The following is a 22,561-nucleotide window of genomic DNA, read 5'->3' on the forward strand; positions in this document are numbered from 1 at the left end:
CACCATGGCGAAGTTCGGCCTCAGCCAGAGCCTGCGTCGGGTGGAGGATCCCCGCCTGCTTCGCGGCGGCGGCCGCTACACGGACGATCTCGTGCCCCAGGGCGTCGCCCCCGGCGCCGCCATCGGCCACATCCTTCGCTCCCCCCACGCCCATGCGCGCATCCTCTCCATCGACACGGAGGCGGCGAAGGCGGTCCCGGGCGTCCTCGCCATCCTCACCGGCGAGGACTGGAAGGCCGAGGGCCTGAACGAGATCCCCTGCGCCATCCCCATGAAGAACCGGGACGGCAGCCCCCGCGGCAACACCCCGCGCGGTGCCCTGGCTGACGGCGTGGTGCGCCACGTCGGCGATCCCGTGGCCTTCATCGTCGCCGAATCCCACGCCGCCGCGCGCGACGCCGCGGAGGCGATCGAGGTGGATTACGAAACCCTCCACTCCACGACCGACCTGGCCACCGCCACCGATCCCGGCCAGCCCCAGGTCTGGCCGGACATCGCGAACAACACCGTCTTCGACTGGGAAACCGGCAACCGCGAGGAGACGGACCGCCTCTTCGAAAGGGCCGCGCACGTCACCACCGTGCGCATCGTGAACAACCGCGTCGTCGTCGCCTCCATGGAGGGCCGCGCCGCGATCGCGGAGTACGACGAGGGCTACGAGCGCTTCACGCTGCACGCGGGAACCCAGGGAAGCTGGCCGCTGAAGAACACCCTCGCCGGCGTCTTCAACATCCCGAAGGAGAAGCTCCGCGTCGTCACCCACGATGTCGGCGGCGGCTTCGGGATGAAGATCTTCACCTACCCGGAATACGCCCTCTGCATGATGGCCGCGCGCCGCCTGGGGCGCCCGGTCCGCTGGACGAGCGAGAGGACGGAAGCCTTCCTCTCCGACACCCACGGGCGGGACAACATCACCACCGGCCAGCTCGCGCTCGATGCGGACGGAAAGTTCCTGGCGATGCGCACGAAGAACATCGCCAACATGGGCGCCTACCTCTCCACCTACGGCCCCTTCATTCCCACCGCCGCCGGCACGAAGGTTCTGGCCAGCGTCTATGGCTTCCGGGCCATCCACGCCAACGTTGTCGGCGTGGTCACCAACACCACCCCGGTCGATGCATATCGCGGCGCCGGCCGCCCCGAATCCAACTACATCGTGGAGCGCCTGATCGACGCCGCCGCGCGCGAGACGGGGATCGACCGCGTGGAGCTGCGCCGCCGCAACATGGTGCCCTCCTCCGCCATGCCGCACACTACCCCCGTCGGCCAGACCTACGATTCCGGCGAGTTCGCGCAGGTCATGGACCATGCGCTCTCCCTGATGGACTGGGACGGCTTCCCCGCCCGCCGCGCCGCCTCGGCCGCCGCCGGCAAGCGCCGGGGCATCGGCCTCGCCTACTACCTGGAAGCCACCGGCGGCTCCGACAGCGAGCGCGCGGAGGTCCGCTTCGCGGCCGATGGCGGCGTGGAGGTCCTCGTCGGCACCCAATCCACCGGCCAGGGCCACGAGACGGCCTACGTCATGATCACCGCCCATGAGCTGGGCATCCCCGTGGAGAAGATCCGCGTCATCCAGGGCGATTCGGACGAGATCCCCACCGGCGGCGGCACCGGCGGCGCCCGCTCCCTCTACTCGGAGGGCACCGCCCTCCTCGCCACCACCGCCACCGTGATCGAGAAGGGCCGCCAAGCCGCTTCGGAGGCCCTCGAAGCCTCCCCCGCCGACATCGAGTTTGCGGATGGCCGCTTCGCCATCGCCGGCACGGACCGCGCCATCGGCATCCTCGACCTCGCCCGCACCCAGCGGGAGCGCGCCGCGCGCGGCGAGCCCGCCACGGTCCTGGACGCGGCGGAGGTCGCCGCCATCCCCAGCCACACCTTCCCCAATGGCTGCCACATCGCCGAGGTGGAGGTGGACCCGGAAACCGGCACCGTCACCATCCCCCGCTACATCGTCACGGACGATGTCGGCCACGCTCTCAACCCCCTCATCGTCCGCGGCCAGGTTCATGGCGGCGTTGCACAGGGCATCGGCCAGGCCATGCTGGAGCGCACTGCCTACGACCCGGAGAGCGGCCAGCTCCTCTCCGCCTCCTTCATGGACTACGCCCTGCCCCGCGCCGGCGACCTGCCCCCGATCGAGGTGGAGTTCGTCTCCGTCCCCTGCCTTACCAACCCGCTCGGGGTGAAGGGCGCGGGGGAGGCCGGGGCGGTCGGCTCCCCGCCCGCGCTGATGAACGCGCTGGTGGACGCGCTCTCCACGGACGGCGTCACGCATCTCGACATGCCCGCGACGCCGGAAGTGGTCTGGAAGGCCCTGGAGATCTCCCGCGCCGCCTGACAGAAGCGCGCCGCAGCCCGCATGGGCTTCCCCCGGGGTGTCCCGGGGAAGCCTCGCCGGGCCGGTCCCGCACCGGCCCGGCCCCTACCGCATCGCCACCACCGGCCCCGCCGCGGCGGCGGGCGGCGCGTCCAGGAAGCGCACGCCCGTCACCCGGAACCCGTCGCCCTGCCAGGCCATGTCGAAGGCCACCCCGCCCTGCTCGTGACGCGGCCCGTATTCCAGCCGGAAGGAGGCCAGCCCCACGGCCCGCGCCGAGCGCAGGGAGGAGAGCGCGGCCACAGGCCCATCACCCCGCCCGCGCGCCCCCAGCCAGGCCGCCATCCCCTCCGGCCGCGCCCAGGACTCCGCCATCCGGTCCGCCATGGCGGAGAGGTAGCGTCGCGCCCCCGCGCTCTCGTTCTCCGGAACCTCGGCCGCCAGCCCCGCCCGCAGGCTTGCCAGGGTGGAGGGCGCGTCGATCTGCCGCAGCATCGCCGGCCCATCCCCCTGGCCGATGGGAACCGAGAGCCGAACCGCCAGCAGCCAGGGCAGCACCAGCCAGCCCGCTGCCAGCAGCGCCGCCGCCAGCACGGAGAGCCCGACCTGCACCATCGGCCTTAGCCGGGCCCGCCTCGGTGCCGCCGCCCGCCGCGCCCGTTCCGCCTCCCAGGGCCGGGGCCAACCCGGAGCATCGACGCCGAGGGAAGCCGGCACGAAGCCTGATGCCCGTCCACTGCCGACAGCGGGCCTCAGAGCAGGTCGCGGCGCCTCAAGCGCCTGCGCCGCTTGTCGGGCATCGTACTCCGCCCAGACCTCGTCCCAGATCGCTGCCCGCTGATCGACCCGCATCGCGCCAGTCCCGCCCGTCTCAGGAACGGCGCGATTCTGGCGCCTCGTCTCTGTTTTTGAGACTGGCGCTCCGACTCTGACTAAACCCTTAACGTCTCAGGCGATGAGACGAATTCCCGATCACGCCACCGCGCGCAGGTCCGCCTCCAGCCGCCCCAGCACCGCGGCCAGGGCCGCGACCATTCCCGCCGCCTGCGCGTCCGGCCCTAGCGGCCGGTCCGGCGGCACGGGCACCGTGGCCGTCTCGGCGTACTGCCCCACCACCCGCGTGCCGAACTGGCTCGTCTCCCGCATCACCACCACGGTCATGGAGCACACCGCCACCCCGCGCCCGAGATCGACGTGCAGCGCCACCAGCTCGCTCTCCATGGTCAGGTCCACGGCGCTGCGCGTGCCCGGCGCCAGCACGGCCGCGAACATCCCGGAATCCACCAGCCAGCGCCGCAGGGATTCCTCGGCCGCCTCGGCCGGCGGCGCGGTCCACTCCGCATAGTACTCCACCGCCTCCGTCCCATCCGGCCGGATGGAGCGCAGCAGCCGCCCGTCCAGCCCCGCCGCGGCACGGGTCAGCCGCATCAGCAGCGTCTTCTTCCCGCGCGGGCCGGACCTCGCCACTGGGGCGCCGATCACGGAGCCGCCGGGCCGCCGCGGCATCAGCGGGTAGCGCCGCGGCTCCACATAGTCCTGGTTCAGCACGGAACACCCCGCCAACACGGGCACCGCCGCCATCCCGAGCACCGAACGTCGCCGCATCATCGCCTCTCCCTCGTCCAGGCCGGCGCCGGTGGCGGCGGCGCCAGCACGGCCGCCCCCGGGGACCGCCGCAGCATCTCCGTCGTGTCCCGCAGGTTGCCGGATGTCGCGCGCAGGTCACGAAGCGTCGGCGTCAGGTCCACGTTCACGTCGCCCACAAGATTGTTGATGGAGCGCGCGGCCGATTCCACCTGCGTGATCGCCGCCGGCAGCCGCTGCATGCCCTGCTGCAGCTGCTCCAGCGCCCGGTTCGCGTTCTGCACGGCGCCCCGCACGTCCCGCCCGTTGATCAGCGCGCGCGCGTCCGTCACCGTCCCGCGCAGCTCCGCGGAAAGCGCGGGCAGGTTCAGGTCCGCCACCGTCTTCTGCAACGTCTCCAGCGTCTCCCGCGCCGCGCGGCTCGCCTGGGCCACGTCGCCATCGTTCACCTGCCGCCGCAGATCCGTCAGCAGCCCGGCCATGTCCCCCAGGATCTGCTCGATGGGCAGGTTGCTGATCCGCTGCGCCAGCTGCTCCGCCACGCTCGTCACCTGCGCGATGGTGGAGGCAATGGCGGGGATCACCGGGTAGAGCGGCTTCCACGGGATCTCCTCCACCGGGAAGCGCTCGGGATCCACGAAGTCCAGCTCCAGGTAGCCCACGCCCGTGATGCCCGTGGAGGCCAGCCGCGCCCTCAACCCGTACTGCACCGCCCGGCCCACATCCGCCTGCTCCCGCAGCCGGGTAAGGTCGAGAGCGAAGCGCACGATCACCCGCTGATAGGCGGAGGAGAAGGCACCCGGCGGCGGCGTGTACTCGGAGGCGACAAGGTTCACCTCCGTCACCTGCCCCAGCTGCACGCCGCGGAACCGCACCGCCGCGCCCTGGTCCAGCCCCTGCACGCTCTCGCGGATGTAGGTCTCGAAGGTCTGCGTATTCCGCCCGAGCTTCCCGGCGGTGAAGAACAGCACGAAGCCGACGCCCACCCCCAGCCCGACAAGGATGAGGATGCCGACCCGAAGGTAGAGCCCGCGGGAGGAAACGGCCATTCAGTGCGTCTCCCGCCGGAAGAACTTCCGCACGGTGTCGTTCGGCGGGTCGTCGCGCAGCGCGCGCGGGTCGCCCTCGGCGATCATCCCCTGCGCCTCCTTGTCCAGCATGATGCAGCGGTCCCCGATGGCCAGGATCGACTGCAACTCGTGCGTCACCACCACGAAGGTGGTCCCGAGGTCCCGCGCCAGGTCCTTGATCAGCTCGTCCAGCCCCGCCGATGTCACGGGGTCCAGCCCCGCGCTCGGTTCATCGAGAAAAAGGATCGGCGGGTCCAGCGCCATGGCGCGCGCGATCCCCGCCCGCTTGGCCATGCCGCCCGAGATCTCCGCCGGCAGGCGGGATGCCGCGTCGGAAAGACCCACCAGCCCCAACTTGACCCGCGCCACCGCCTCGCGCGCCTCGTGCGGCAGGTCGGTATGAGCTTCCAGCGGCAGCATCACGTTCTCCAGCAAGGTCATCGAGCCGAAGAGCGCGCCTGACTGCCACATGACGCCCAGCCGTGTCAGCAGGTTGCGCCGCGCTGCCCCCTCCGCCTCCGCCAGGTCGCCGCCCAGGATGGTCACATGCCCCTTGGTCGGGCGGTACAGCCCGATCATCAGCTTCAGCAGCGTGGATTTCCCGCAGCCCGACCCGCCGAGGATCACGAAGACCTCGCCACGGTTCACCTCGAAGTTCACGTCCCGGAACAGCACGCGCTCGCCGAAGCCCATGCTCACGCCCTGGGCCCGGATTACCGCCCTGTGTTCCGACGTAGCCGCCATCACCAGCCCAGCCGGAAGAACATCACGGCGAAGATCCCGTCCAGCACCACCAGCGCCACGATCCCGCCCACCACGGCCGCCGTCGCGGCATCACCCACCGCGCGCGGCCCGCTGCCCGCCTGCAGCCCCGCCCGGCAGCCGATCCCCGCGATCACCAGCCCGAAGACCGCGGCCTTCCCCAGCCCCTGCAACAGGTCCCAGAGCTGCACCCCGGCATGAAGCTGGTTGATCACGACAGAGACCGGGAAACCCCGCGCCACCATCACGAAGCCCATCCCCACCAGCCCCGAGAGGTCCATCAGCAGCGCCAGAACCGGCAGCGCGATCGTCGCCGCCACCAGCCGCGGCAGCACCAGCAGCACCATGGGGTCGATCCCCATGATCCGCAGCGCGCTGATCTCCTCGTTCACGGTCATCGTACCCAGCTCGGCCGCGAAGGCCGATCCCGTGCGCCCCGCCAGGATCACCCCCGCCAGCAACGGCCCCAGCTCCCGCAGCAGGGAGATGCCGACCAGCCGTGGCACGAAGATATCCGCCCCGTACTGCCGCATCGGCACCGCGGACTGGAAGGCCAGGATCACGCCGATCAGCACGCCCAGCAGCAGCACCAGCCCGAAGGCACGCGTCCCCACCTCGTCCAGATGGCGCAGCACGTCCGCCGCCCGCAGGTCGCGCGGCCGCCGGGCCGCGTTCACCACCGTGGCCGCGGACTCGCCGAGGAACTCCGCGCCGTCCCCGGCATTCCTCACCCGCCCCACGCCCCAGGCGCCGAGCCGCCGGATGGGCCCCAGCCGCTTCTTCGGCGCCTGCTGCGCCGGCGGCTTCCCCGCCGCACCCCGCGCCCGCTCCAGCACCGCCGCCACGGGCTCGGAGGCACCCTCGACCGGCACCTCCCCGCCTGCCGCCGCCTGGGCCGCCAGCACCAGCGCCGCCCCACTCGTGTCCAGCGTCTCCAGCGCGGAGAGGTCGATCCGCCCCGCGCCCTTCGCCGCCTCTACCGCGTGTCGCCAGACATGCCCGGCCGACATGCTCGTCAAATGGCCGGAGAAGCGCAGCGCCTCCCCGTCCCGCTCCACTTTCGGCGGTGGCCCGTCCGCCCCGGGCCCCGGCCCCGCTTCCGCATCCGATCCCGCCACGGCACCACCCGGCGCCGGCGCCCGGTCCGGCGGCCGCCCTGGCCCCATATCCTCCGCGGAAGGCAGCGCCGGGCTGCCGGGCTCCGGGGACCGCTCGCGCGCCCCCTCCGCCCGCGCCTCGCGCCGGTTCCCCGCGCCCTCGCCCACCGGGATCGCCGGATCCGGCACCTGCCGCTCCCCGTCCCTCACGCCGCCAGCCCCAGCGCCGCCGCGGCCTCGCGCGCCGCGCGCGCGCCGCTCTGCCAGGCGCCCGCCAGCGTCCCGGCTAGGCTCTCGTGGCAGGCCTCGCCCGCCAGCATCAGCCGCCCTTCCCCGATCGGGGCCGAGAGCGCCGCACGCGCCCCACCCCGCCCCGGCCGCAGCGCCGCATAGGCCCCGCGCGACCAAGGGTCCGTCCCCCAGGAGGACGCAACCGCCCCCTCCCGCCGCAGGGCCCGGTCCACTCGCGCGCCGTACATCCCCCGCAGTTCCGAGAAGGCGAGATCGACGATCGCCCCCTCCCCTTCCCGCGCCAGTTCCCAGGCGAGCGCCCCGCCCGCGAATCCTTCCAGGTGGTCCCGCCCGAAGGGCCAGGCGACAAAGGTCATTGCCCGCTCCCCCGGCTCCAGCCGCCGCTCGATCCCGCCGAAGGAGGGCAGGTCCAGCCTGTCATCGCCGGCCGCGCGCAGCCCCACCTTGCTGAGCAACCCCATTGGCAGGTCATGCACCGCCTGCGCGCTCTCTACCGGCAAGGCCGGGTCGAACCGGATCGCCCCCGATGCCAGCACCCCCGTGGAGACCGTGACCACCGCTGCCCGCGCCTCCACCGCCCCGAACGCCCCTTCCGCCCGCACGCGCCGCCCACCCCAGCACAGGCGCTCCACCGGCGCACCCAGGGTGATCGGAAGCCCCTTCGCCAGCACGGAGAGCAGATGCCCGCACCCGTCCCGCGGCAGAAGGTTCGTCCCGTTCAGCAGCGTCGCCAGATAGTCGTCCAGGTCGATGTCCTGCGCCTCGGCCGCCGAGATCACCGGCCCTTCCCAATGCGTCAGCGTCGCGTCCCAGAACCCGCCGCGCGGCGCCGCGTCACCGAGGCTCCGCACCCCGCCCCGCGCCGCTGCGAGCATTACCGCCGCGTGCCACTCCCTCTCGGCCCGGTCGTACCCTTCCATGTCCGCGTCCGACGCCCAGCGATCCCCCATCCACACGCGGGAGGACCGCACGGAATCATGGTCGAACAGCGCCAGCCCTCGCGCCTCGGCCAGCGGTACCAGCGGGTTGGACTGCGCCGCATGCAGCCAGGTCGCCCCCAGGTCCATCGGCACGGCGGGATCCGTCAGCGCCCGCCCACCCACGCGCCCGCGCGCTTCCAGCACTCGCACGGTCAGCCCAAACGACATCGCCTGGCGCGCCGCGGAGATCCCGGCCGCGCCCGCACCGACGACGAGAAGGTCACAATCCCCCGACACCATCACTCCCAAGCGGCCACAACCGGCCAGGGTTTCCCCCGCCCCGCCCCGCGCGGCCAGCCCCAAACCCGTGCCCCATCGGCTTCGTGAACCACTTGCCCGGGTAGGAGAGCCGGGCCGCGCGCCCCATCATCCCCCACCCACAGCGAGTCTGACGACCATGAACCTTCCCCGCGAACTGGAGGGCCGCCGCGCCCTCGTCATGGGCGGCAGCCGCGGCATCGGCCGCTCCATCGCCCTCGCCTTCGCCCAGGCCGGCGCCGCCGTCGCCCTCTGCGCCCGCGGTGCCGCCGCGCTGGAGGAGACCCGCGCCGAGATCGAGGCCACCGGCGCGCAAGCCTTCGCCGCCCCCTGCGACCTGTCCGACGCCGCCTCCATCGCCGCCTTCGTCCCACAGGCCGCCGACGCGCTGGGCGGCATCGACATCCTCGTCAACAACGCCTCCGGCTTCGGCCGCGCGGACGACGAGGAGAGCTGGGCCGCCTCGCTCTCCGTGGATATCATGGCCGTGGTCCGCGCCAGCCACGCCGCCCTTCCCTGGCTGGAGAAGTCGGGCGCGGGCGCCATCGTCAACATCGCCTCCATCTCCGCCCTGCGCGCGACGAAGCGGAACCCGCCCTACGCCGCGGTGAAGGCGGCGGTGATCCAGTACACCACCAGCCAGGCCCGCATCCTCGCGGGGAAGGGCATCCGCGCGAACGCCGTCTCCCCCGGCTCCATCGAGTTCCCCGGCGGCACCTGGGAGCGCCGGCGCACGGAGGACCCCGCCCTCTACCAGGGCACGCTGGCGCAGATCCCCTTCGGCCGCATGGGCCGCCCGGAGGAGGTGGCCGAGGCCGTCCTCTTCCTCGCTTCCCCCCGCGCCAGCTGGATCACCGGCCAGAGCCTCGTCGTGGACGGCGGCCAGCTCCTGGGCCCCTGACAACCCCTTCTTCACCTTTGCAGGCGAGCATGGCGGCCTTCCCCTTACCTGAATGGACCCGCCATGCCTCAAGCGCTCCGGTCGATCCGCAAGCGGATCGGCCAGGTCGGCATCGTCAACCGCCTGCTCGTCGCCTCCCTCCTCGCCGTTGCCCTCGCCGTCGCCGCCGTCCAGGCATGGACGATCCGCGGCGTCGCCGGCAGCGTGGAGGAGGGCGTGCAGCGAAGCCTCGAGACGAACCTCGCCCTCGCGAAGGAGGAGCTGGGCACTCTCGGCACGGGCTGGCGCATGTCCAACGGCGCGCTGACCCTCGGCGGCAAACCCGTCGCAGCGCATGAGGAGTTGCTGCGCCGCGTGACCGCCATCGCCGGCGCCACCGTTACCCTCTATGCCGGCGAGGGGCCCGTCGCCTCCGGCACCCCCGCCCCGGCTGTGCTGGACGACGCCGCGCGCCAAGCCGTCCTCGGGCGCGGCGAGACGCTGCGCGGCACGGCCACCATCGCCGGTGCCCGCCACGCCACCGTGCAGGACCCCATCCGGGACGCCGATGGCCGCACGATCGGCGTCCTCGCCGTCGCCTTCCCCACCGCCGCCGCCGAGGCCGTGGTGAGCCGCCTGATCACCGAGAGCGCGATAGCCGGGCTCCTCGTCATCCTCGTCGTCGGCGCGGCGCGCTGGTTCATCCTGCGCTCCACCATGCGCCCGCTCAGCAACCTCGCTACTGCCGTGCGCGCCATCGCCGGGGGCGAGCTGGACCGCCCCGCTCCCTGCGCGGACCGCACGGACCAGCTCGGCGAGATCGGCCGCGCGGTGGAAACCCTGCGCGAATCCGCCCTGCGCGCCCGCACTCTGGAGGCGCAGGTGAACGGAGAACGCGCGGCAAAGGACCGCCGGCAGGAGGCGATGGACCGCCTCACCCAGGATTTCGGCACCTCCGTCTCCGGCGTGCTCACCTCCCTTGGCCGGACGGCCGAGACGATGCGCGGCACGGCGGGCGAGATGGCGGAGGCCGCCGGCCAGACCCGCCGCGACATGGCCTCCACCGCCGCCGAGGCCGAGACCTCATCCCAGAGTCTCGCCCAGGTCGCCGCCGCGACCGAGGAGATGAGCGCGAGCGTGGGGGAGATCGCCCGCCAGGTGACCGAGGCCGCCGCCGCCGCGCGAGACGCCGTGGAGCAGGCCCGCAGCACCGACACCACCGTGCAGGGGCTGAGCGCCGCCGCCGAACAGATCGGCGACGTGGTGCGCCTGATCAGCGACATCGCCGGCCAGACCAACCTGCTGGCCCTGAACGCGACGATCGAGGCCGCCCGCGCCGGAGAGGCCGGGCGCGGCTTCGCCGTCGTCGCCTCGGAGGTGAAGACGCTCGCCGCCCAGACCGCCCAGGCCACCGACCGCATCGGCAGCCAGATCTCCGCCATCCAGGCAGCGTCCGGGGAAGCGGTGCGGGCCGTGCGCGGCGTCGCCGGCGCGATCGACCGCGTGAGCGACGTGGCCGCCGCCATCGCGGAGGCCGTGGACCAGCAGGGTGCCGCCACGCGGGAGATCGCCTCCCAGGTGCAGCACGTCGCCCGCAGCACGGATAACGCCACCAACGCCATGCGCGACGTCACCGCGATGGCGGAGCGCTCCGGCGCCGCCAGCCAGGCCGTGCTGGACACGTCCGGCGAGGTCTCCGGCCTCTCCCGCAGCCTGCGGGACGAGGTGGACCACTTCCTCGCCGCCATGCGCAGCAGCGAGAGGAACGGCGAGCGCCGCCGCTACGAGAGGATCAGCGGCCGGGACCTTCCCGTGCGCCTGCGCTGCGCGACGCACGGCACCTTCGAGACGGTGCTGCGCGACATCTCCCTAGGTGGCGCGGCCCTGCCCTGCAACTGGCCCTGCGAGGTGGGCGCGGAAGTCCTGCTGGACCTGCCCGGCGCGGAGGGACCGGCCCATGCGCGCGTGGTCTCCACGCGCGAAGGGCTGCTTGCCATCGCCTTCCGCCAGGACCCCGGCACGATGCAGCGGGTGAGCCGCATCCTCGACCGCCTCGGCGCCGACCTCTCCGGCCAGCGCGCGGCCTGAACGGGATAGGGCCCGCGCCACGGCGCGGGCCCCGTCTCCATCAGTCCAGCGAGGCGCCGGACTCCTCGACCAGCCGCTTCCACAGCAAGTCCTGCTGCTTCAGGTACTCGCCATAGGCCTCCGGCGTCTCGTCCCAGGCCGGGGTGAAGCCCTGCGGCTCCATCCGGGACTTAAAGTCCTCGCCCTTCACCACCTTCAGCAGCGCGTCGTGCAGCTTGTCCACGATCGGCCTCGGCGTGCCGGCCGGCAGGTTCACCCCATACCAGCTCTGCATGTCGATGTTGGAGCCGGGCAGCAGCTCCTTCATGCTGGGAACGTCGCGCAGCTCCGGCACGTAGGTGATGCGCTCCGCGCTCCCCACCGCCAGCGGGCGGAACTTGCCCTCGCGCACGTTCGGCATCGCCGCCGGGATCACGTCGAACATCATGTCGATGTTGCCCGCCAGCAGGTCGGCGAAGGCAGGGCCGCCGCCACGGTACGGCACATGGGTGATCTCCACCCCCGCCGCCTTGGCCACGGTGGAGATGGTGATGTGGCTCACCGTTCCCGTGCCGGAGGAGCCCATGGTCAGCTTGCCCGGGTCCTTCTTCGCCGCCGCGATCAGCTCCCCGAAGGTCTTCCAGGGCCGGTTGGAGTTCACGATCAGCAGCACCGTGCCCGTCGTCACCCGCGTCACGGGTGCCAGGTCGCGCAGCGGCTCCAGCGGCATGGACCGGCGGTAGAGGTACTTGTTCGCCGCCATGATGGAGACGGAGGTGAGCAGGATCGTGTAGCCGTCCTTCTCGCTCCTCGCGACGAAGTCCGCGCCGATGTTGCCGCCCGCGCCGCCGCGGTTGTCCACCACCACGTTCTGCCCGAGGATGCCCTGCAGCCGCTCCGCCAGCAGGCGCCCAGTCAGGTCCACCGCGCCGCCGGGGGCGTAGGGCACCACGATGCGCGGCGGCCGGTTCGGCCAGTTCGTGCCCTGGGCGCGGGCGGTAGGGGCCAGGATAGGCAGGCCGAGCGGCGCGGCGGCCGCGGCGCCCAGCAGGGCGCGTCGAGTTGGGTGCATAAAACTCTCTCCGGAGTCGTGAAGCGGCCGTCATGTCGCCCCGCAAGCCCCGCGGGGCAAGCCCGGAACCTTGTTCAACCACCCGGCAGACCCAAGAAAAGGGCCATGCCCGATCCCATCGCGCCCCCCGAGGAGCGCCCCTGCATCAAGGTCTGCGAGTACGACGAGGACACGGAGTGGTGCCTCGGCTGCGGGATGACCAAGCGCGAGAAGAAGGCCTGGAAGCGGGCCCCGGAGTACCGCGGCGCCATCCACGCCAACCTCCCCGCCCGGCTGGACGCCATGGCGGCCGCCGGCCACCGCACCGGCAAGACAGCGAAGAAGTAGTCCCTACCGCCGCGCCGAGAGCGCGTGGATCAGCACCGCCGCCGCCACGGAGACGTTGAGGCTCTCCACCCGCCCCGATCCCGGCAGCGTCACCTGCATGTCGCAGGCCGCTGCCGTGGCCGGGCTCACGCCTTGCTCCTCGTTCCCCAGCACCAGCGCCACGCAGCCCCCCGGCTGCCGCCGCGCCAGCACCGCCTCGGGCGCCACCCCGCCGGACGCCACCGCCGCCACCGTCAGCACACCCAGTTGCGGCAGGGTGCTCACCAGGTCCGGCGCGGTCCACAGGCTCAGCACCTCCAGCCCGCCCTCGCTCGTCCGCCACGCCGCGTCCGAGAGCCCGGCCTGCCTGGGATCGCCCGACAGCACCATCCCGATGCACCCGAAGAAGGCCGCGGACCGCGCGACGGCCCCCAGGTTGTGCGGGTTGGATACCCCGTCCAGCACCGGCAGAACCGGCGCCGCCCGCAGCGCCGGCGGCAGGGGCAGCGCCACGGGCGCCACGCGCCGCCGCGCCACCACGGCCACGATCCCCCCGTGATGGACCGTGCCCGCCACCCGCGCCAGCTCCTCCTCACCCACCTCGCGATAGGGCTTCCGCGCCTCGGCCAGCACCGCGCAGAACGGGTTCGCCTCCCGCCGGCGGCTGGGCAGGTGGAACAGCCGCAGCACCTCCCGCGGCCGCCGGGAGAAGACGGCCGAGACGGCCGCCAGCCCGCAGATCCGGTCCGGCTCCGGCGGGCGGGGCGGCCTCGGCCCCTCGGGACGGCCCAGGGCCCCTTGCGGGCCTGGCCTGCTCATCGGTCGGTCGCGCTCCATCGGCCGCATCCACACCCGCACCGGGGCCGCGTCAACCGTCCCGCACCCGGAGAAGGCTTAATTTGAACCGACCCCGAAACAACAACTAGCGTTCCGCCACTGGCACCCCGGCGTGCCGGGCCTTCCGGGGCGTAGGGGCTGGGGGACAGGTACGACACCCCCGGCTACCCAGCCCTGGGCCGCCCTCGCCCGCCTTCCTGCCGCCCTGCCGGGCCGAGGAGAGACCATGGACGCGCGCCGCCTGCCCCTCGCCCTGCTGCTGCTCGCCGCGGCGGGCTGCCGGCCGGATCCCGCACCTGCCCCGGCCGCGCCACCCCCAGCCCTGGCCGCCGCGCCGGCGCCCTCCGGCCCCTCCCCCGCCCGCTGGGACTCCCGCCCGAATGGCCGGGAGTGGAGCCGCCTCGCCCTGGCGGGGTTGGAAGCCCACGCCCAGCCGCTCCTCGCCTTCACGCCCCGCGACATCGCCGCCTACTGCCCTCGCTACGCGGCGGCGGACAGGAACGGCCGCGCCGCCTTCTGGGTGGGCCTGCTCTCCGTCCTGGCCGGCTACGAGAGCAATTACGACCCGAGCGTGAGCTTCCAGGAAAGCTTTCCGGACGCCCAGGGCCGCCCCGTCATCAGCCGCGGCCTCCTGCAGATCTCGCGGGAGAGCGCCAACGGCTACGGCTGCGAGATCGGGGACGACCGGACGCTGCACGACCCCGCGGTGAACCTCTCCTGCGCCGCCCGCATCGTGAACCGCCTCGTCACGCGGGACGGGATGATCGCCTCCGACTCCAGCCCCTGGAAGGGCATGGCCGCCTACTGGAGCCCGTTCCGCCGCGCCGACCGGAAGGCGGAAATGGCGCAGTGGACCGCCGCCCAGCCCTACTGCCGCTGAGGCCCCACCCCTTCCCCGCCCACCCCCGCCATGCCAGTTTCCGCGCCCTTTCACGCATGGGGGAGAGAAACATGGCCGGCGTCTTCTGGCACCTCGGCAACTGGTCCACCGAGGAGCCCAAGATCCTCGGCCCCATGGACCACGCCTTCTGGCTGGGCTCTGTGATCTTCGACGGCGCCCGCGCCATCCGCGGCACCGTGCCGGACCTGGACCTGCACTGCCGCCGCTGCGTCCAGTCCGCCCTCAACATGCGGATGAACCCCACCATGACGGCCGAGGAGATCGAGACACTCTGCCGCGAGGGCGTGCGCCGCATGGGCCCGGAGGCGGAGCTCTACATCCGCCCGATGTTCTTCGTTCGGCGCGGCCTCGGCGCCTCCCAGCCCGATCCGGACAGCACGGAGTTCATCCTCTCCATCTACGATTCCCCCATGCCGGCCCCAACGGGTTTCTCGGCCATCACGGCCCCCTTCCGCCGCCCCGCCCCGGACCAGGCGCCGACCGACGCCAAGGCCAGCGCCCTCTACCCCAACGGCGCCCGCGCGGCCGCCTGGGCGCGCGAGCACGGCTACGAGTGGGCCGTGATGCTGGACCCGGACGGCAACGTCGCCGAGTTCTCCGCCGCCAACCTGATGATGGTGAAGAACGGCGTGGTAATCACGCCGAAGCCCAACGGCACCTTCCTCGCCGGCATCACCCGCGCCCGCATCATCGAGCTGCTGCGCCGCGCCGGCCGCGAGGTGCGAGAGGACATCGTCACGCCAGCCATGCTGGAGGACGCGGACGAGATCTTCGCCACCGGCAACTTCGGCAAGGTCCAGCCCTGCACCCGCTACGGCACCCACGACATGCAGCCCGGCCCCGTCGCCGCGGAGGCCCGCCGCCTCTACTTCGAGTTCGCCGAGACCGCCCGCATCCTTCCAAAGGCGGTCTGACTTCCGGATCCGCAGGGCGAGGTACAAACTTCTGCCCCGCGGAACCGAACGCCCCCGTCATCGTTCACGGATCATCCGCCGGCCCTCCCCGGGTCCGGCGAAGGAGATCGCCGGAACACCCATGCCGAGGGACGACAGCCTTTCCAGCTCCACCGCAGACAGGGCCAGGGCGGAAGCCGCCCGCCCCCGCGCCGCCCTGGTCGGGTTCGGCGTCCTCCTGCTCCTCTTCCTAGCCTGGATGATCTACCGCCAGGTCACGGTCGCCCCCGGCCCCGCCCAGATGATCCTCATCGGCCGCGGCGGGGAGGTCACGCGCGTCCTCGGCCCCGGCCAGTGGAGCCTGCTCAACCCCTTCAGCCAGAGCGTCACGTCCTACGACATGGCGCTCCTCAGCTCGGACCGCTCCGCACCGGACCGCGGCATGGGCGCCCTCAGCGCGGAAGGCCACGCCCTGACCTTCTTCGGCACCGCCTTCTGGAAGGAGGGCACCGAGGACGACCTGCGCTGGCGTTATGCCCATATCCGCGCCGGGGCGGACGCGATGCCCGCCCTCATGGCCGCCTCCGCCCAGACCGTCGCGGGCCGCCACACCATGGACGAGATCATCCACAACGCCTCCGCCATCGGGCGCGAGTTGACGGACGACCTCAAGGCTCGCGCCCGCGCCCTCCTGCGCGTGGACGTCGCCGATTTTGCCCTCACCCGCATTGAGCCCGGCGAGACATGGCGCGCGGTGGTGAGCGAGCGGGAGCTGGGCCGCGCCCGCGCCGCCTCCATCGCCGCCTCCCCCGCCATGGCGAATGGCGCCGACAACGCCCTGGAGATGGAGCGGATCCGTCGCTGGGACGGCCGCGGCATCATCCCCGAGCGTCCTGGCCGCCCCGAGCCCTAGGGCCGGGGCGAACCGAAGCCGCTCCCGGCACCGGCCCGGCACCACGCGGATCATTCAGGCACACCCGTACTACGCGCCGCGCCGCCGCCCCGGTAAAAAGACGTGATGAGCCAGGCTCTCGCCACCTTCCAGGCCATGCAAGGCCCCCTCCCCGCCACCGGCGTCGCACACTACGCCCGCACCGGCTGGCTCGCCGCCCGCGGCCTTTTCTCGCCGGAGGAGACGGCCGAGATCTCCCGCTGGACCGACGAGCTGACCGCCGCCCCGGAGGTCCCCGGCCGGCACTGGGTCTATCACGAGCCCAGCCTCATCCCCGGCGCCGCCCCCGTCATCCAGCGCATCGAGAACTTCTGCCCCTTCCACGCGGGCTTCGACCGCCTGGTCCGCGGCGGCGGCAAGCTGGAGTCCGCCTGCGCCCAGCTGATGGGCGGCCCCGTCGTGCTCTTCAAGGAGAAGATCAACTTCAAGATGCCGGGCGGCGCCGGCTTCGAGCCCCACCAGGACCAGCAGGCCGGCTGGTCCGCCTACGCCCCGCTCTTCATCACCGCCCTTGTCTGCATCGACCGCGCGACGGAACAGAACGGTTGCCTGAAGATGGCCAACGTCCCCCGCTTCGCCGGCCTGATCGGCGACGAGTGGAAGCCCCTCACCCCGGAGCAGATGGCCGGCTTCGCCCTCACCTCCCTCCCCACGCAGCCCGGCGACGCCCTGTTCTTTGACAGCTACGTCCCCCACGCCTCCGACCCGAACATGACCGAGGAGGCGCGCCGCATCCTCTACATCACCTACAACCTCGCCTCCGACGGCGACCACCGCGCCCGGTACTACGCCGACAAGCACGCCAGCTTCCCGCCGGACGTGGAGCGCATTCCCGGCCGCGACTACAGGTTCAAGGTTTAGGGCGCGCCCCGCCGAACCGCCCTATCCCCGCCGGTCGGAGGACAGGGCCAGCCGCCCCCGCATCTCCAGCGGGATAATCCCGTGCGCCGACAACCGCCGCCGCACCGCGCGGCGCATCAGCGGCATCGCGCTTCTCCGAAGGATGACCGGCATGTCTCGCTTCTTGCGGGTGTGCCGGACGGGATGGCGGCAGCCCCGAGCGCAACCTCGCTCAGGCCATCGTCTTCGCCTGCGCGTTCGGGGTGGCCGCGGGCCAGTTGTGCGTTTCGGCGACCGCGTCGCGGCTCCAGCGAAAGAAGGCGTCGTACAGAGCCATGGCGGCGTCGAGCTGGGCCAGGTCATCCCGGTACATGCGGGAGAGGCCGAGCGAGGCGGCCAGCAGGCCCGCCGACTGCGGCGTGAGATCGTGCCGGTCGGTATCGGCGCCACGGACGACGAGGGCCAGCCGGGAAAGGGCCTCGGACCTCAAGCCGAACTCCTCGACCATGGTGTCGAAGGTGCAGCCTTCTCCGCGGTGGCTCCAGAACACGTCTTCGACGTCGAACGGGGTTGCGCCGAAGCGTTCAGCGACCGCCAGAACTTCGGACGGAGCGACAAACAGGAACACGGCGTTCGGATCAACGAAGCGGCGGATGAGCCAGGCACAGGCGATACGGTCAACCTTTGGCCTGGACCGTGTAATCCAGACCGTGCGGCCCTGCGGATCTGGCTCCGGCAGTCGTTCAGGCCGGAGCAGGAGTCCGTTCCCCGCGACCCAGCCCTCGAAGCCGCCCTCCAGCACCTCGGCCCTGACACCAGCGTGCCGAAGCCAGGCAGCAACGCCATGGCTGATCTTCAAGCCGCGCTGGCAGATGACAACGACGGAGCGCCCGGTGAACTCCGCGGCCCACTGCGGTACGGCAGCGGAATAGCGCAGGACAGATGTCGGGATGAGCCTCGGGTCGGCCGCGAAGTCCTGCCCGGTGCGGACATCCAGGAGAACCGGCGCGTCGGGCAGGCCTATGAGGCGGGAAAGCTGAACGGCGGTGATGGTGTCGGGCGCAGGCATGGCGCGTCCTCTCCCTTCGGTGTGGGATGGCGGACGCGATACTTCAGCCGAAGCCTCACGGGGTGATCGCGGATCCCCTTCTTAGAACGGTGGTCTCACGCAATGGTTGGCGTCAAGCCGTCTTGAGGGACAATCGTGAGCCCGCCTGTCCGGCAGTTATTCGCTGTCAGGACGGTGCGGGCCAAGCGACCACCCGAAGCCAAACCGGCTGTCGCGGGCAATGCTGAACATCCGACTCTGGGATGGCGCGCGGACCACGCTGCTGGCCGCGATGGTCGCGCAGCGAACACCCCGGCCCGTTCCTACCTCTACCCCTTCCGCCGCGCCCGCACGGAGGGCACGTCCCCACCTCCCGCAACCATCTCCTCCACCATCTCCCGCCCCGGCGTCCTACCGTCCCGCGCCCGCAGCGCCCCCGCGGCCGATGCGAAGCGCAGCGCCGCCTCCACGGCCTGCCCCTCCGCCAGCGCCAGCGCATAGGCCCCGTGGAACACGTCCCCCGCGCCGGTCGTGTTCGTCGCCTCCACCGGGAAGCTCGGCTGCCGGCCGGCTCCGTCCATCCCCGGGGCCCGCCAGAGCACCCCCTTCTCCCCATCCGTCACCGCCGCCATCTCCAGCGGCCCGGAGGTCAGCGCACGCCAAAGCCCCTCCTCCGGCGCCACTCCCGGCGCGAAGATCGTCAGCCCCGTGCGCGCGAAGATCGCGTGCCCGGCCAGCGGCACGAGCTGCCGCAGGATCCGCTCCTCGCTCTTCTCCGCGTCCAGCACCGCAGGCAGGCCCCGCTCCCGCGCCGCGCGGAACACCGCCTCCGCCGCCTCCGGCCAGCGCGGGTCGCATAGCACGCTCCCCGCCCCCGCCAGCCGGTCCAGCGGCAGGCCGGAAGGGTCGGCCGGCAGCCTCTCGCCACGATAGGTCACGATGCTCCGCTCCCCCATCTTGTCCACGATCACGGCGGAGAGCGGCGTCCGCGCCCCCTCGGCCATCACCAGGCCGGAGGCGTCCACCCCCTCCTCCTGCAGGGCGTGCCGCAGCGCCTCCCCGGCCTCGTCCCGCCCCACGCGCCCCCAGAACACCGCCCGCCCGCCCAGCCGCGCCACCGCGATCGCGGCATGGGCCGCCATCCCGCCCACCCCCACGGAATAGCCCCGCGCCGTCACCTTGGAGGGCGGAGGTTCGATCTCGTCCACGCGGAAGCTATGATCCGTCACCACCTGCCCCACGCAGACCACCACTGCCCCCTTCGGCACCGCCCCCTTCGGCACCACCCCCTTGGCCCCCACCCCGCCAGTACCGGACCCCATGCGCGACCCCTCATCCCTGCCCGGCTGGCTCGCCGCGCGAATCCTGCACATCCGGCCCGAGCTGATGGTGATCGACAAGCCCGCGGGCCTGCCGCTGGACCCCGGCCGCACCGGCGCCCCCAGCCTCGCGGAGTGGCTCCCCCTCCTCCAGCTCGGCAAGCGCCACCTGCCCCAGCCCGCCCACAGGCTGGACCAGGACACGGCCGGCTGCCTTGTCCTCGGCCGCACGAAGCCAGCCCTCGCCGCCCTCAACGCCCTCTTCGCCGCGCGCCGCGCCCGCAAGACCTATTGGGCCATCACCACCGGCCGCCCCCAGGGGTCGGACGGCGTGATCAACGCCCCCCTGCGGAAGATCAGCACCCGGCAGGCCGGCTGGCGGATGGAATCCCACCCGGACGGCCAGCCCGCCCGCACCGCCTGGCGTGTCCTCGGCACCGCGAGGGAGGCGGCCGGGGACCTCGCTTGGCTGGAGCTGCGGCCGGAGACCGGCCGCACCCACCAGCTCCGCGTCCACTGCGCCGCGCTGGGCTGCCCCATCCTAGGCGATCCCCTCTACGGCACCCGCCCGCACCCGGCCGGGCTGCACCTCCTCGCCCGGGCCATAGCCCTGCCGGAAACCCCGGAAACCGGCGCCCCGATCGCCGCCGAGGCCCCCGTACCGCCAGCCATGGCCCCGGCCTTCGCCCGCTGCGGCGCATAGGCACCTTTCGTCACGATCATTTGACGACCCCTCCCCGCGCCTGCCAAATCTTGGCTCCCAGGGAGTGGAGAGACATGCCGGAGGGCCCTCATATCGCGAGCCTTCCACTCGCCACGGTGCGGGCCTCGGAGGTCGCCCCCGCGCGCTGGACCTTCAGCCAGCGCCTGGCCCTCGTCTATGGCGCCGTCTCCCTCGTCATCCTCCTCGGCGCCGGCGCCTTCACCTGGTGGCAGGCCCAGACCCTCTCCGCCCGGAACGAGGAACTGGCCGTTACCGAGACCCGCCGCCTCGCGGAACGGGTGGGCAGCGCGCTGGAACAGGCGCGCCAGGGCATCTCCGTCCTCGCCGTGACCGATCTCCTCCCCCGCGGGCCGGATGGCTGCGCCACCCTCCTCCGCGCCGCCCACATCACCATGGAGGCCCTGGTCCGCCACATCTTCGTGGTGCAGGCGAACCACAACGTCTTCTGCTCCACCCTGTCCTCCATGACCGGCCAGCCGACCACCCAGGCCGTCTCCCGCACCGCGGAGCTGACGGGCCGCCCGGTCACCGGCGCCCTCGTCACCTCCTCCTTCGGCGAGGGCCGGGTGATCGGCGTGGCCCACCCCATCCGCCACAACGGCCGGCACGAGGCCGTGGTGGTCGGGGCCGTGTCGGTGGAAGGCCTGCGCGACGACATCGCCCGCAACATGCCCGTACGGGAGGGGCTCCGCGTCTGGCTCGTCGACTCCGCGGAGGCGAGCGTCAGCCTTGTCGGAGAGCCCGCCCCGCTGCCGGCCCTCCCGCCCGCTCTCCAGGCCTCCTTCAACGCCCCCGTGCCGGAGAATGCCGGCATCGCCTACCGGGGCGGCCAGGTCTTCATCCAGGCCCGCGCGACGGACGAGCTGAACCTCGTCGCGGCCTTCCCCGAGAGCACGATCCGCGCCGGCGCCCCGCTGGAGGTGGCGCTTCCGCCCCTCCTCCTCGCCTTCGTGCTGCTGGGCGGCCTCGGCGCACTTTTCTGGTCCGTCCAGCGCTTCGTCGTCGCCCCGCTGGAGGCCGCGACCCGCCGGCTGGAGGCGCCCGACGGCGCCCTGCCGCCCGACAAGCCGCATGGCGAGCCGAGCGCCGACGTCGCCGACCTCATCCGCCGCCTCGGCGCCACCCGCAGCACGCGGGACGAGGCCATCCGCCTGCGCGACCTGCTGCTGCGGGAAGCGCATCATCGCATCAAGAACCACCTCTCCCTCGTCGCCTCCTTCCTGCGCCTGCAGGAGCGCCAACTCTCGGACCACGCCGCGCTGCAGGCCCTCCGCGCCGCCCAGGGCCGCATGCTCGCCATCGGCATGACCTACGAAATGCTGCACGACGGCCCAGGCCAGCAGGTCGCGCTCGACGTCATGCTGGAGCGCTACGCCCGCGCCCTGGCCGCCCGCGAACCGGCCGGCGACGGCGCCGCCGCGCAGGTGGAAACCGATCTCGCCCACCTGGAGGTCCCCGCCGACGTGGCCGTGAAGATCGCGCTGGTGGTGAACGAGCTGGCGACGAACGCGCTGAAATACGCCTTCACCGGCCGCGGCCCCGGCACCGTCCGGGTCACGCTACGCCCGGCCGGGGGCCCCGCTGCCGAGGGCGGCTTCACCCTCCGCATCGCGGATGACGGCAACGGCATGCCCGACGAACCCCGCCGCGGCCTCGGCATGACGGTGGTGGACAACCTGCTGCGCGGCATCGACGCGACGATCGAGCGCCAGCCCGGCCCCGGCACCATCTTCCTCATCTCCTGGCTGCCCCGCTCCGCCAAGGCTGCCACCAAGGCCGACGCCTGATGTTCTCCCGCCTCGATGCCTGTCGCGCCGCCCTGCGCGCCCGCCTGGCGGAGCCGCACCGCGCCTATCACGGCCAGTCCCACGTGGACGCCATGCTGCGCGGCATGGCGGCGCTCCCCGGCCCTCTCGCCCACGCCGCCGCGATAGAGCTTGCCATCTGGTACCACGACGCGGTGTACGACCCCGCGGCGCGCGACAACGAGGCCCGCAGCGCCGCCCTGCTCCGCGCCGATCTCTCCGGCCTCGTCCACCCCCAGGTCATCGGCATCGCGGCGGAGATGATCCGCCTCACCGCCACCCACGAGATCCCGCCCGACCTGCCGGAGAACTGGAGCCGCGAGGTCGCCCTCTTCCTGGACCTCGACCTCGCGGTCCTCGGCGCCGACCCGCCCGGCTACGACGCCTACGAGCGCGGCATCGCCGCCGAGTACGAGCCCGTCCACGGCCGGGATGCCTACCGCGCCGGCCGCGCCGGCTTCCTCCGCGCCCTGCTCGCCCGGCCGCGCCTCTTTCACACGGACGAGTTCCACGCCGCGCTGGATGGCACGGCCCGTGCCAACATTCGCCGGGCCCTGGAACACCTGCCGGGCTGAACGGCTGCCCTCGCCCCGC

22 protein-coding genes are annotated in these 22,561 nt (G+C 72.8%); 11 read left to right on the top strand and 11 right to left on the bottom strand.

Translation table 11 applies throughout. The features are described from left to right. Nucleotides 1–4 precede the first annotated feature (4 nt). Entirely contained in the window at nt 5–2,341 is a 2,337-nt protein-coding gene (locus tag NRP21_RS19480; protein WP_257717897.1) for a xanthine dehydrogenase family protein molybdopterin-binding subunit, read from the top strand. A gap of 84 nt (nt 2,342–2,425) precedes the next feature. Here the strand turns inward: NRP21_RS19480 and NRP21_RS19485 are convergent, their stop codons facing one another. The 6 genes from NRP21_RS19485 to NRP21_RS19510 all read right to left on the bottom strand — a co-directional run bounded on the left by NRP21_RS19485 (nt 2,426) and on the right by NRP21_RS19510 (nt 8,305). Beyond that, nucleotides 2,426–2,935, bottom strand: coding sequence for a hypothetical protein (locus tag NRP21_RS19485; RefSeq protein ID WP_257717898.1), 510 nt, complete (start codon nt 2,933–2,935; stop codon nt 2,426–2,428). Between the two features lie 357 nt (nt 2,936–3,292). Next, the gene (locus tag NRP21_RS19490; RefSeq protein WP_257717899.1) at nt 3,293–3,928 is read right to left on the bottom strand and encodes a hypothetical protein; all 636 of its coding nucleotides are present in this window, start codon (nt 3,926–3,928) and stop codon (nt 3,293–3,295) included. Continuing rightward, on the bottom strand, nt 3,925–4,953 hold the full coding sequence (locus NRP21_RS19495; RefSeq protein WP_257717900.1) for an MlaD family protein: 1,029 nt from the start codon (nt 4,951–4,953) through the stop codon (nt 3,925–3,927). The genes NRP21_RS19490 and NRP21_RS19495 overlap by 4 nt, the downstream gene beginning before the upstream one ends. After that, on the bottom strand, nt 4,954–5,667 hold the full coding sequence (locus NRP21_RS19500; protein ID WP_308219918.1) for an ABC transporter ATP-binding protein: 714 nt from the start codon (nt 5,665–5,667) through the stop codon (nt 4,954–4,956). Nucleotides 5,668–5,717: 50 nt separating this feature from the next. Continuing rightward, on the bottom strand, nt 5,718–7,043 hold the full coding sequence (locus NRP21_RS19505) for an MlaE family ABC transporter permease (protein WP_257717902.1): 1,326 nt from the start codon (nt 7,041–7,043) through the stop codon (nt 5,718–5,720). Further along, nucleotides 7,040–8,305, bottom strand: coding sequence for a flavin monoamine oxidase family protein (locus NRP21_RS19510; RefSeq protein ID WP_257717963.1), 1,266 nt, complete (start codon nt 8,303–8,305; stop codon nt 7,040–7,042). Before NRP21_RS19510 ends, NRP21_RS19505 begins: the two co-directional genes overlap by 4 nt. Nucleotides 8,306–8,462: 157 nt before the next feature. Here NRP21_RS19510 and NRP21_RS19515 point away from each other — a divergent pair, with 157 nt between their 5' ends. Together NRP21_RS19515 and NRP21_RS19520 are read left to right on the top strand one after the other, a co-directional pair. After that, on the top strand, nt 8,463–9,224 hold the full coding sequence (locus tag NRP21_RS19515; RefSeq protein ID WP_257717903.1) for an SDR family NAD(P)-dependent oxidoreductase: 762 nt from the start codon (nt 8,463–8,465) through the stop codon (nt 9,222–9,224). 63 nt (nt 9,225–9,287) lie between these two features. Continuing rightward, on the top strand, nt 9,288–11,291 hold the full coding sequence (locus NRP21_RS19520) for a methyl-accepting chemotaxis protein (RefSeq protein WP_257717904.1): 2,004 nt from the start codon (nt 9,288–9,290) through the stop codon (nt 11,289–11,291). A gap of 40 nt (nt 11,292–11,331) precedes the next feature. On the opposite strand, the gene NRP21_RS19525 is transcribed toward NRP21_RS19520, so the two are convergent. Next, entirely contained in the window at nt 11,332–12,342 is a 1,011-nt protein-coding gene (locus tag NRP21_RS19525) for a Bug family tripartite tricarboxylate transporter substrate binding protein (protein WP_257717905.1), read from the bottom strand. 105 nt (nt 12,343–12,447) lie between these two features. Here NRP21_RS19525 and NRP21_RS19530 point away from each other — a divergent pair, with 105 nt between their 5' ends. Beyond that, entirely contained in the window at nt 12,448–12,669 is a 222-nt protein-coding gene (locus tag NRP21_RS19530) for a DUF1289 domain-containing protein (protein ID WP_257717906.1), read from the top strand. A 3-nt stretch (nt 12,670–12,672) separates the two neighbouring features. On the opposite strand, the gene NRP21_RS19535 is transcribed toward NRP21_RS19530, so the two are convergent. Further along, nucleotides 12,673–13,467, bottom strand: a complete 795-nt coding sequence (locus NRP21_RS19535; RefSeq protein WP_257717907.1) for a TrmH family RNA methyltransferase — start codon at nt 13,465–13,467, stop codon at nt 12,673–12,675. Nucleotides 13,468–13,711: 244 nt separating this feature from the next. On the opposite strand from NRP21_RS19535, the gene NRP21_RS19540 reads away from it, so the two are divergent. The 4 genes from NRP21_RS19540 (at nt 13,712) to NRP21_RS19555 (ending at nt 17,092) form a co-directional block, all read left to right on the top strand. After that, the gene (locus NRP21_RS19540; protein WP_257717908.1) at nt 13,712–14,365 is read left to right on the top strand and encodes a transglycosylase SLT domain-containing protein; all 654 of its coding nucleotides are present in this window, start codon (nt 13,712–13,714) and stop codon (nt 14,363–14,365) included. Between the two features lie 71 nt (nt 14,366–14,436). Continuing rightward, nucleotides 14,437–15,300, top strand: a complete 864-nt coding sequence (locus NRP21_RS19545; RefSeq protein WP_257717909.1) for a branched-chain amino acid aminotransferase — start codon at nt 14,437–14,439, stop codon at nt 15,298–15,300. 121 nt (nt 15,301–15,421) lie between these two features. Further along, nucleotides 15,422–16,192, top strand: coding sequence for an SPFH domain-containing protein (locus tag NRP21_RS19550; RefSeq protein WP_257717910.1), 771 nt, complete (start codon nt 15,422–15,424; stop codon nt 16,190–16,192). 105 nt (nt 16,193–16,297) lie between these two features. After that, a complete protein-coding gene (locus tag NRP21_RS19555) occupies nt 16,298–17,092 on the top strand; it encodes a phytanoyl-CoA dioxygenase family protein (protein WP_257717911.1) in 795 nt (264 codons plus the stop codon). Between the two features lie 21 nt (nt 17,093–17,113). Here NRP21_RS19555 and NRP21_RS19560 read toward each other — a convergent pair whose 3' ends face one another. The 3 genes from NRP21_RS19560 to NRP21_RS19570 form a co-directional block, all read right to left on the bottom strand. Further along, nucleotides 17,114–17,245: a hypothetical protein gene (locus NRP21_RS19560; RefSeq protein ID WP_257717912.1), complete on the bottom strand. Its 132-nt coding sequence runs from the start codon at nt 17,243–17,245 to the stop codon at nt 17,114–17,116. Between the two features lie 58 nt (nt 17,246–17,303). Further along, on the bottom strand, nt 17,304–18,140 hold the full coding sequence (locus tag NRP21_RS19565) for a sulfurtransferase/chromate resistance protein (RefSeq protein ID WP_257717913.1): 837 nt from the start codon (nt 18,138–18,140) through the stop codon (nt 17,304–17,306). 308 nt (nt 18,141–18,448) lie between these two features. Then, on the bottom strand, nt 18,449–19,441 hold the full coding sequence (locus NRP21_RS19570; RefSeq protein WP_257717914.1) for a PfkB family carbohydrate kinase: 993 nt from the start codon (nt 19,439–19,441) through the stop codon (nt 18,449–18,451). Between NRP21_RS19570 and NRP21_RS19575 the strand changes: the two genes are divergently transcribed. From NRP21_RS19575 to NRP21_RS19585, 3 genes are all read left to right on the top strand, one after another. After that, the gene (locus NRP21_RS19575; protein WP_257717915.1) at nt 19,440–20,141 is read left to right on the top strand and encodes an RluA family pseudouridine synthase; all 702 of its coding nucleotides are present in this window, start codon (nt 19,440–19,442) and stop codon (nt 20,139–20,141) included. The genes NRP21_RS19570 and NRP21_RS19575 overlap by 2 nt on opposite strands. A 74-nt stretch (nt 20,142–20,215) precedes the next feature. After that, nucleotides 20,216–21,949: a sensor histidine kinase gene (locus tag NRP21_RS19580; RefSeq protein ID WP_257717916.1), complete on the top strand. Its 1,734-nt coding sequence runs from the start codon at nt 20,216–20,218 to the stop codon at nt 21,947–21,949. Continuing rightward, nucleotides 21,949–22,542, top strand: coding sequence for an HD domain-containing protein (locus tag NRP21_RS19585; protein WP_257717917.1), 594 nt, complete (start codon nt 21,949–21,951; stop codon nt 22,540–22,542). Before NRP21_RS19580 ends, NRP21_RS19585 begins: the two co-directional genes overlap by 1 nt. Nucleotides 22,543–22,561 lie beyond the last annotated feature (19 nt).

The organism is Roseomonas populi (genome assembly GCF_024594815.1).
Classification (GTDB): domain Bacteria; phylum Pseudomonadota; class Alphaproteobacteria; order Acetobacterales; family Acetobacteraceae; genus Roseomonas; species Roseomonas populi.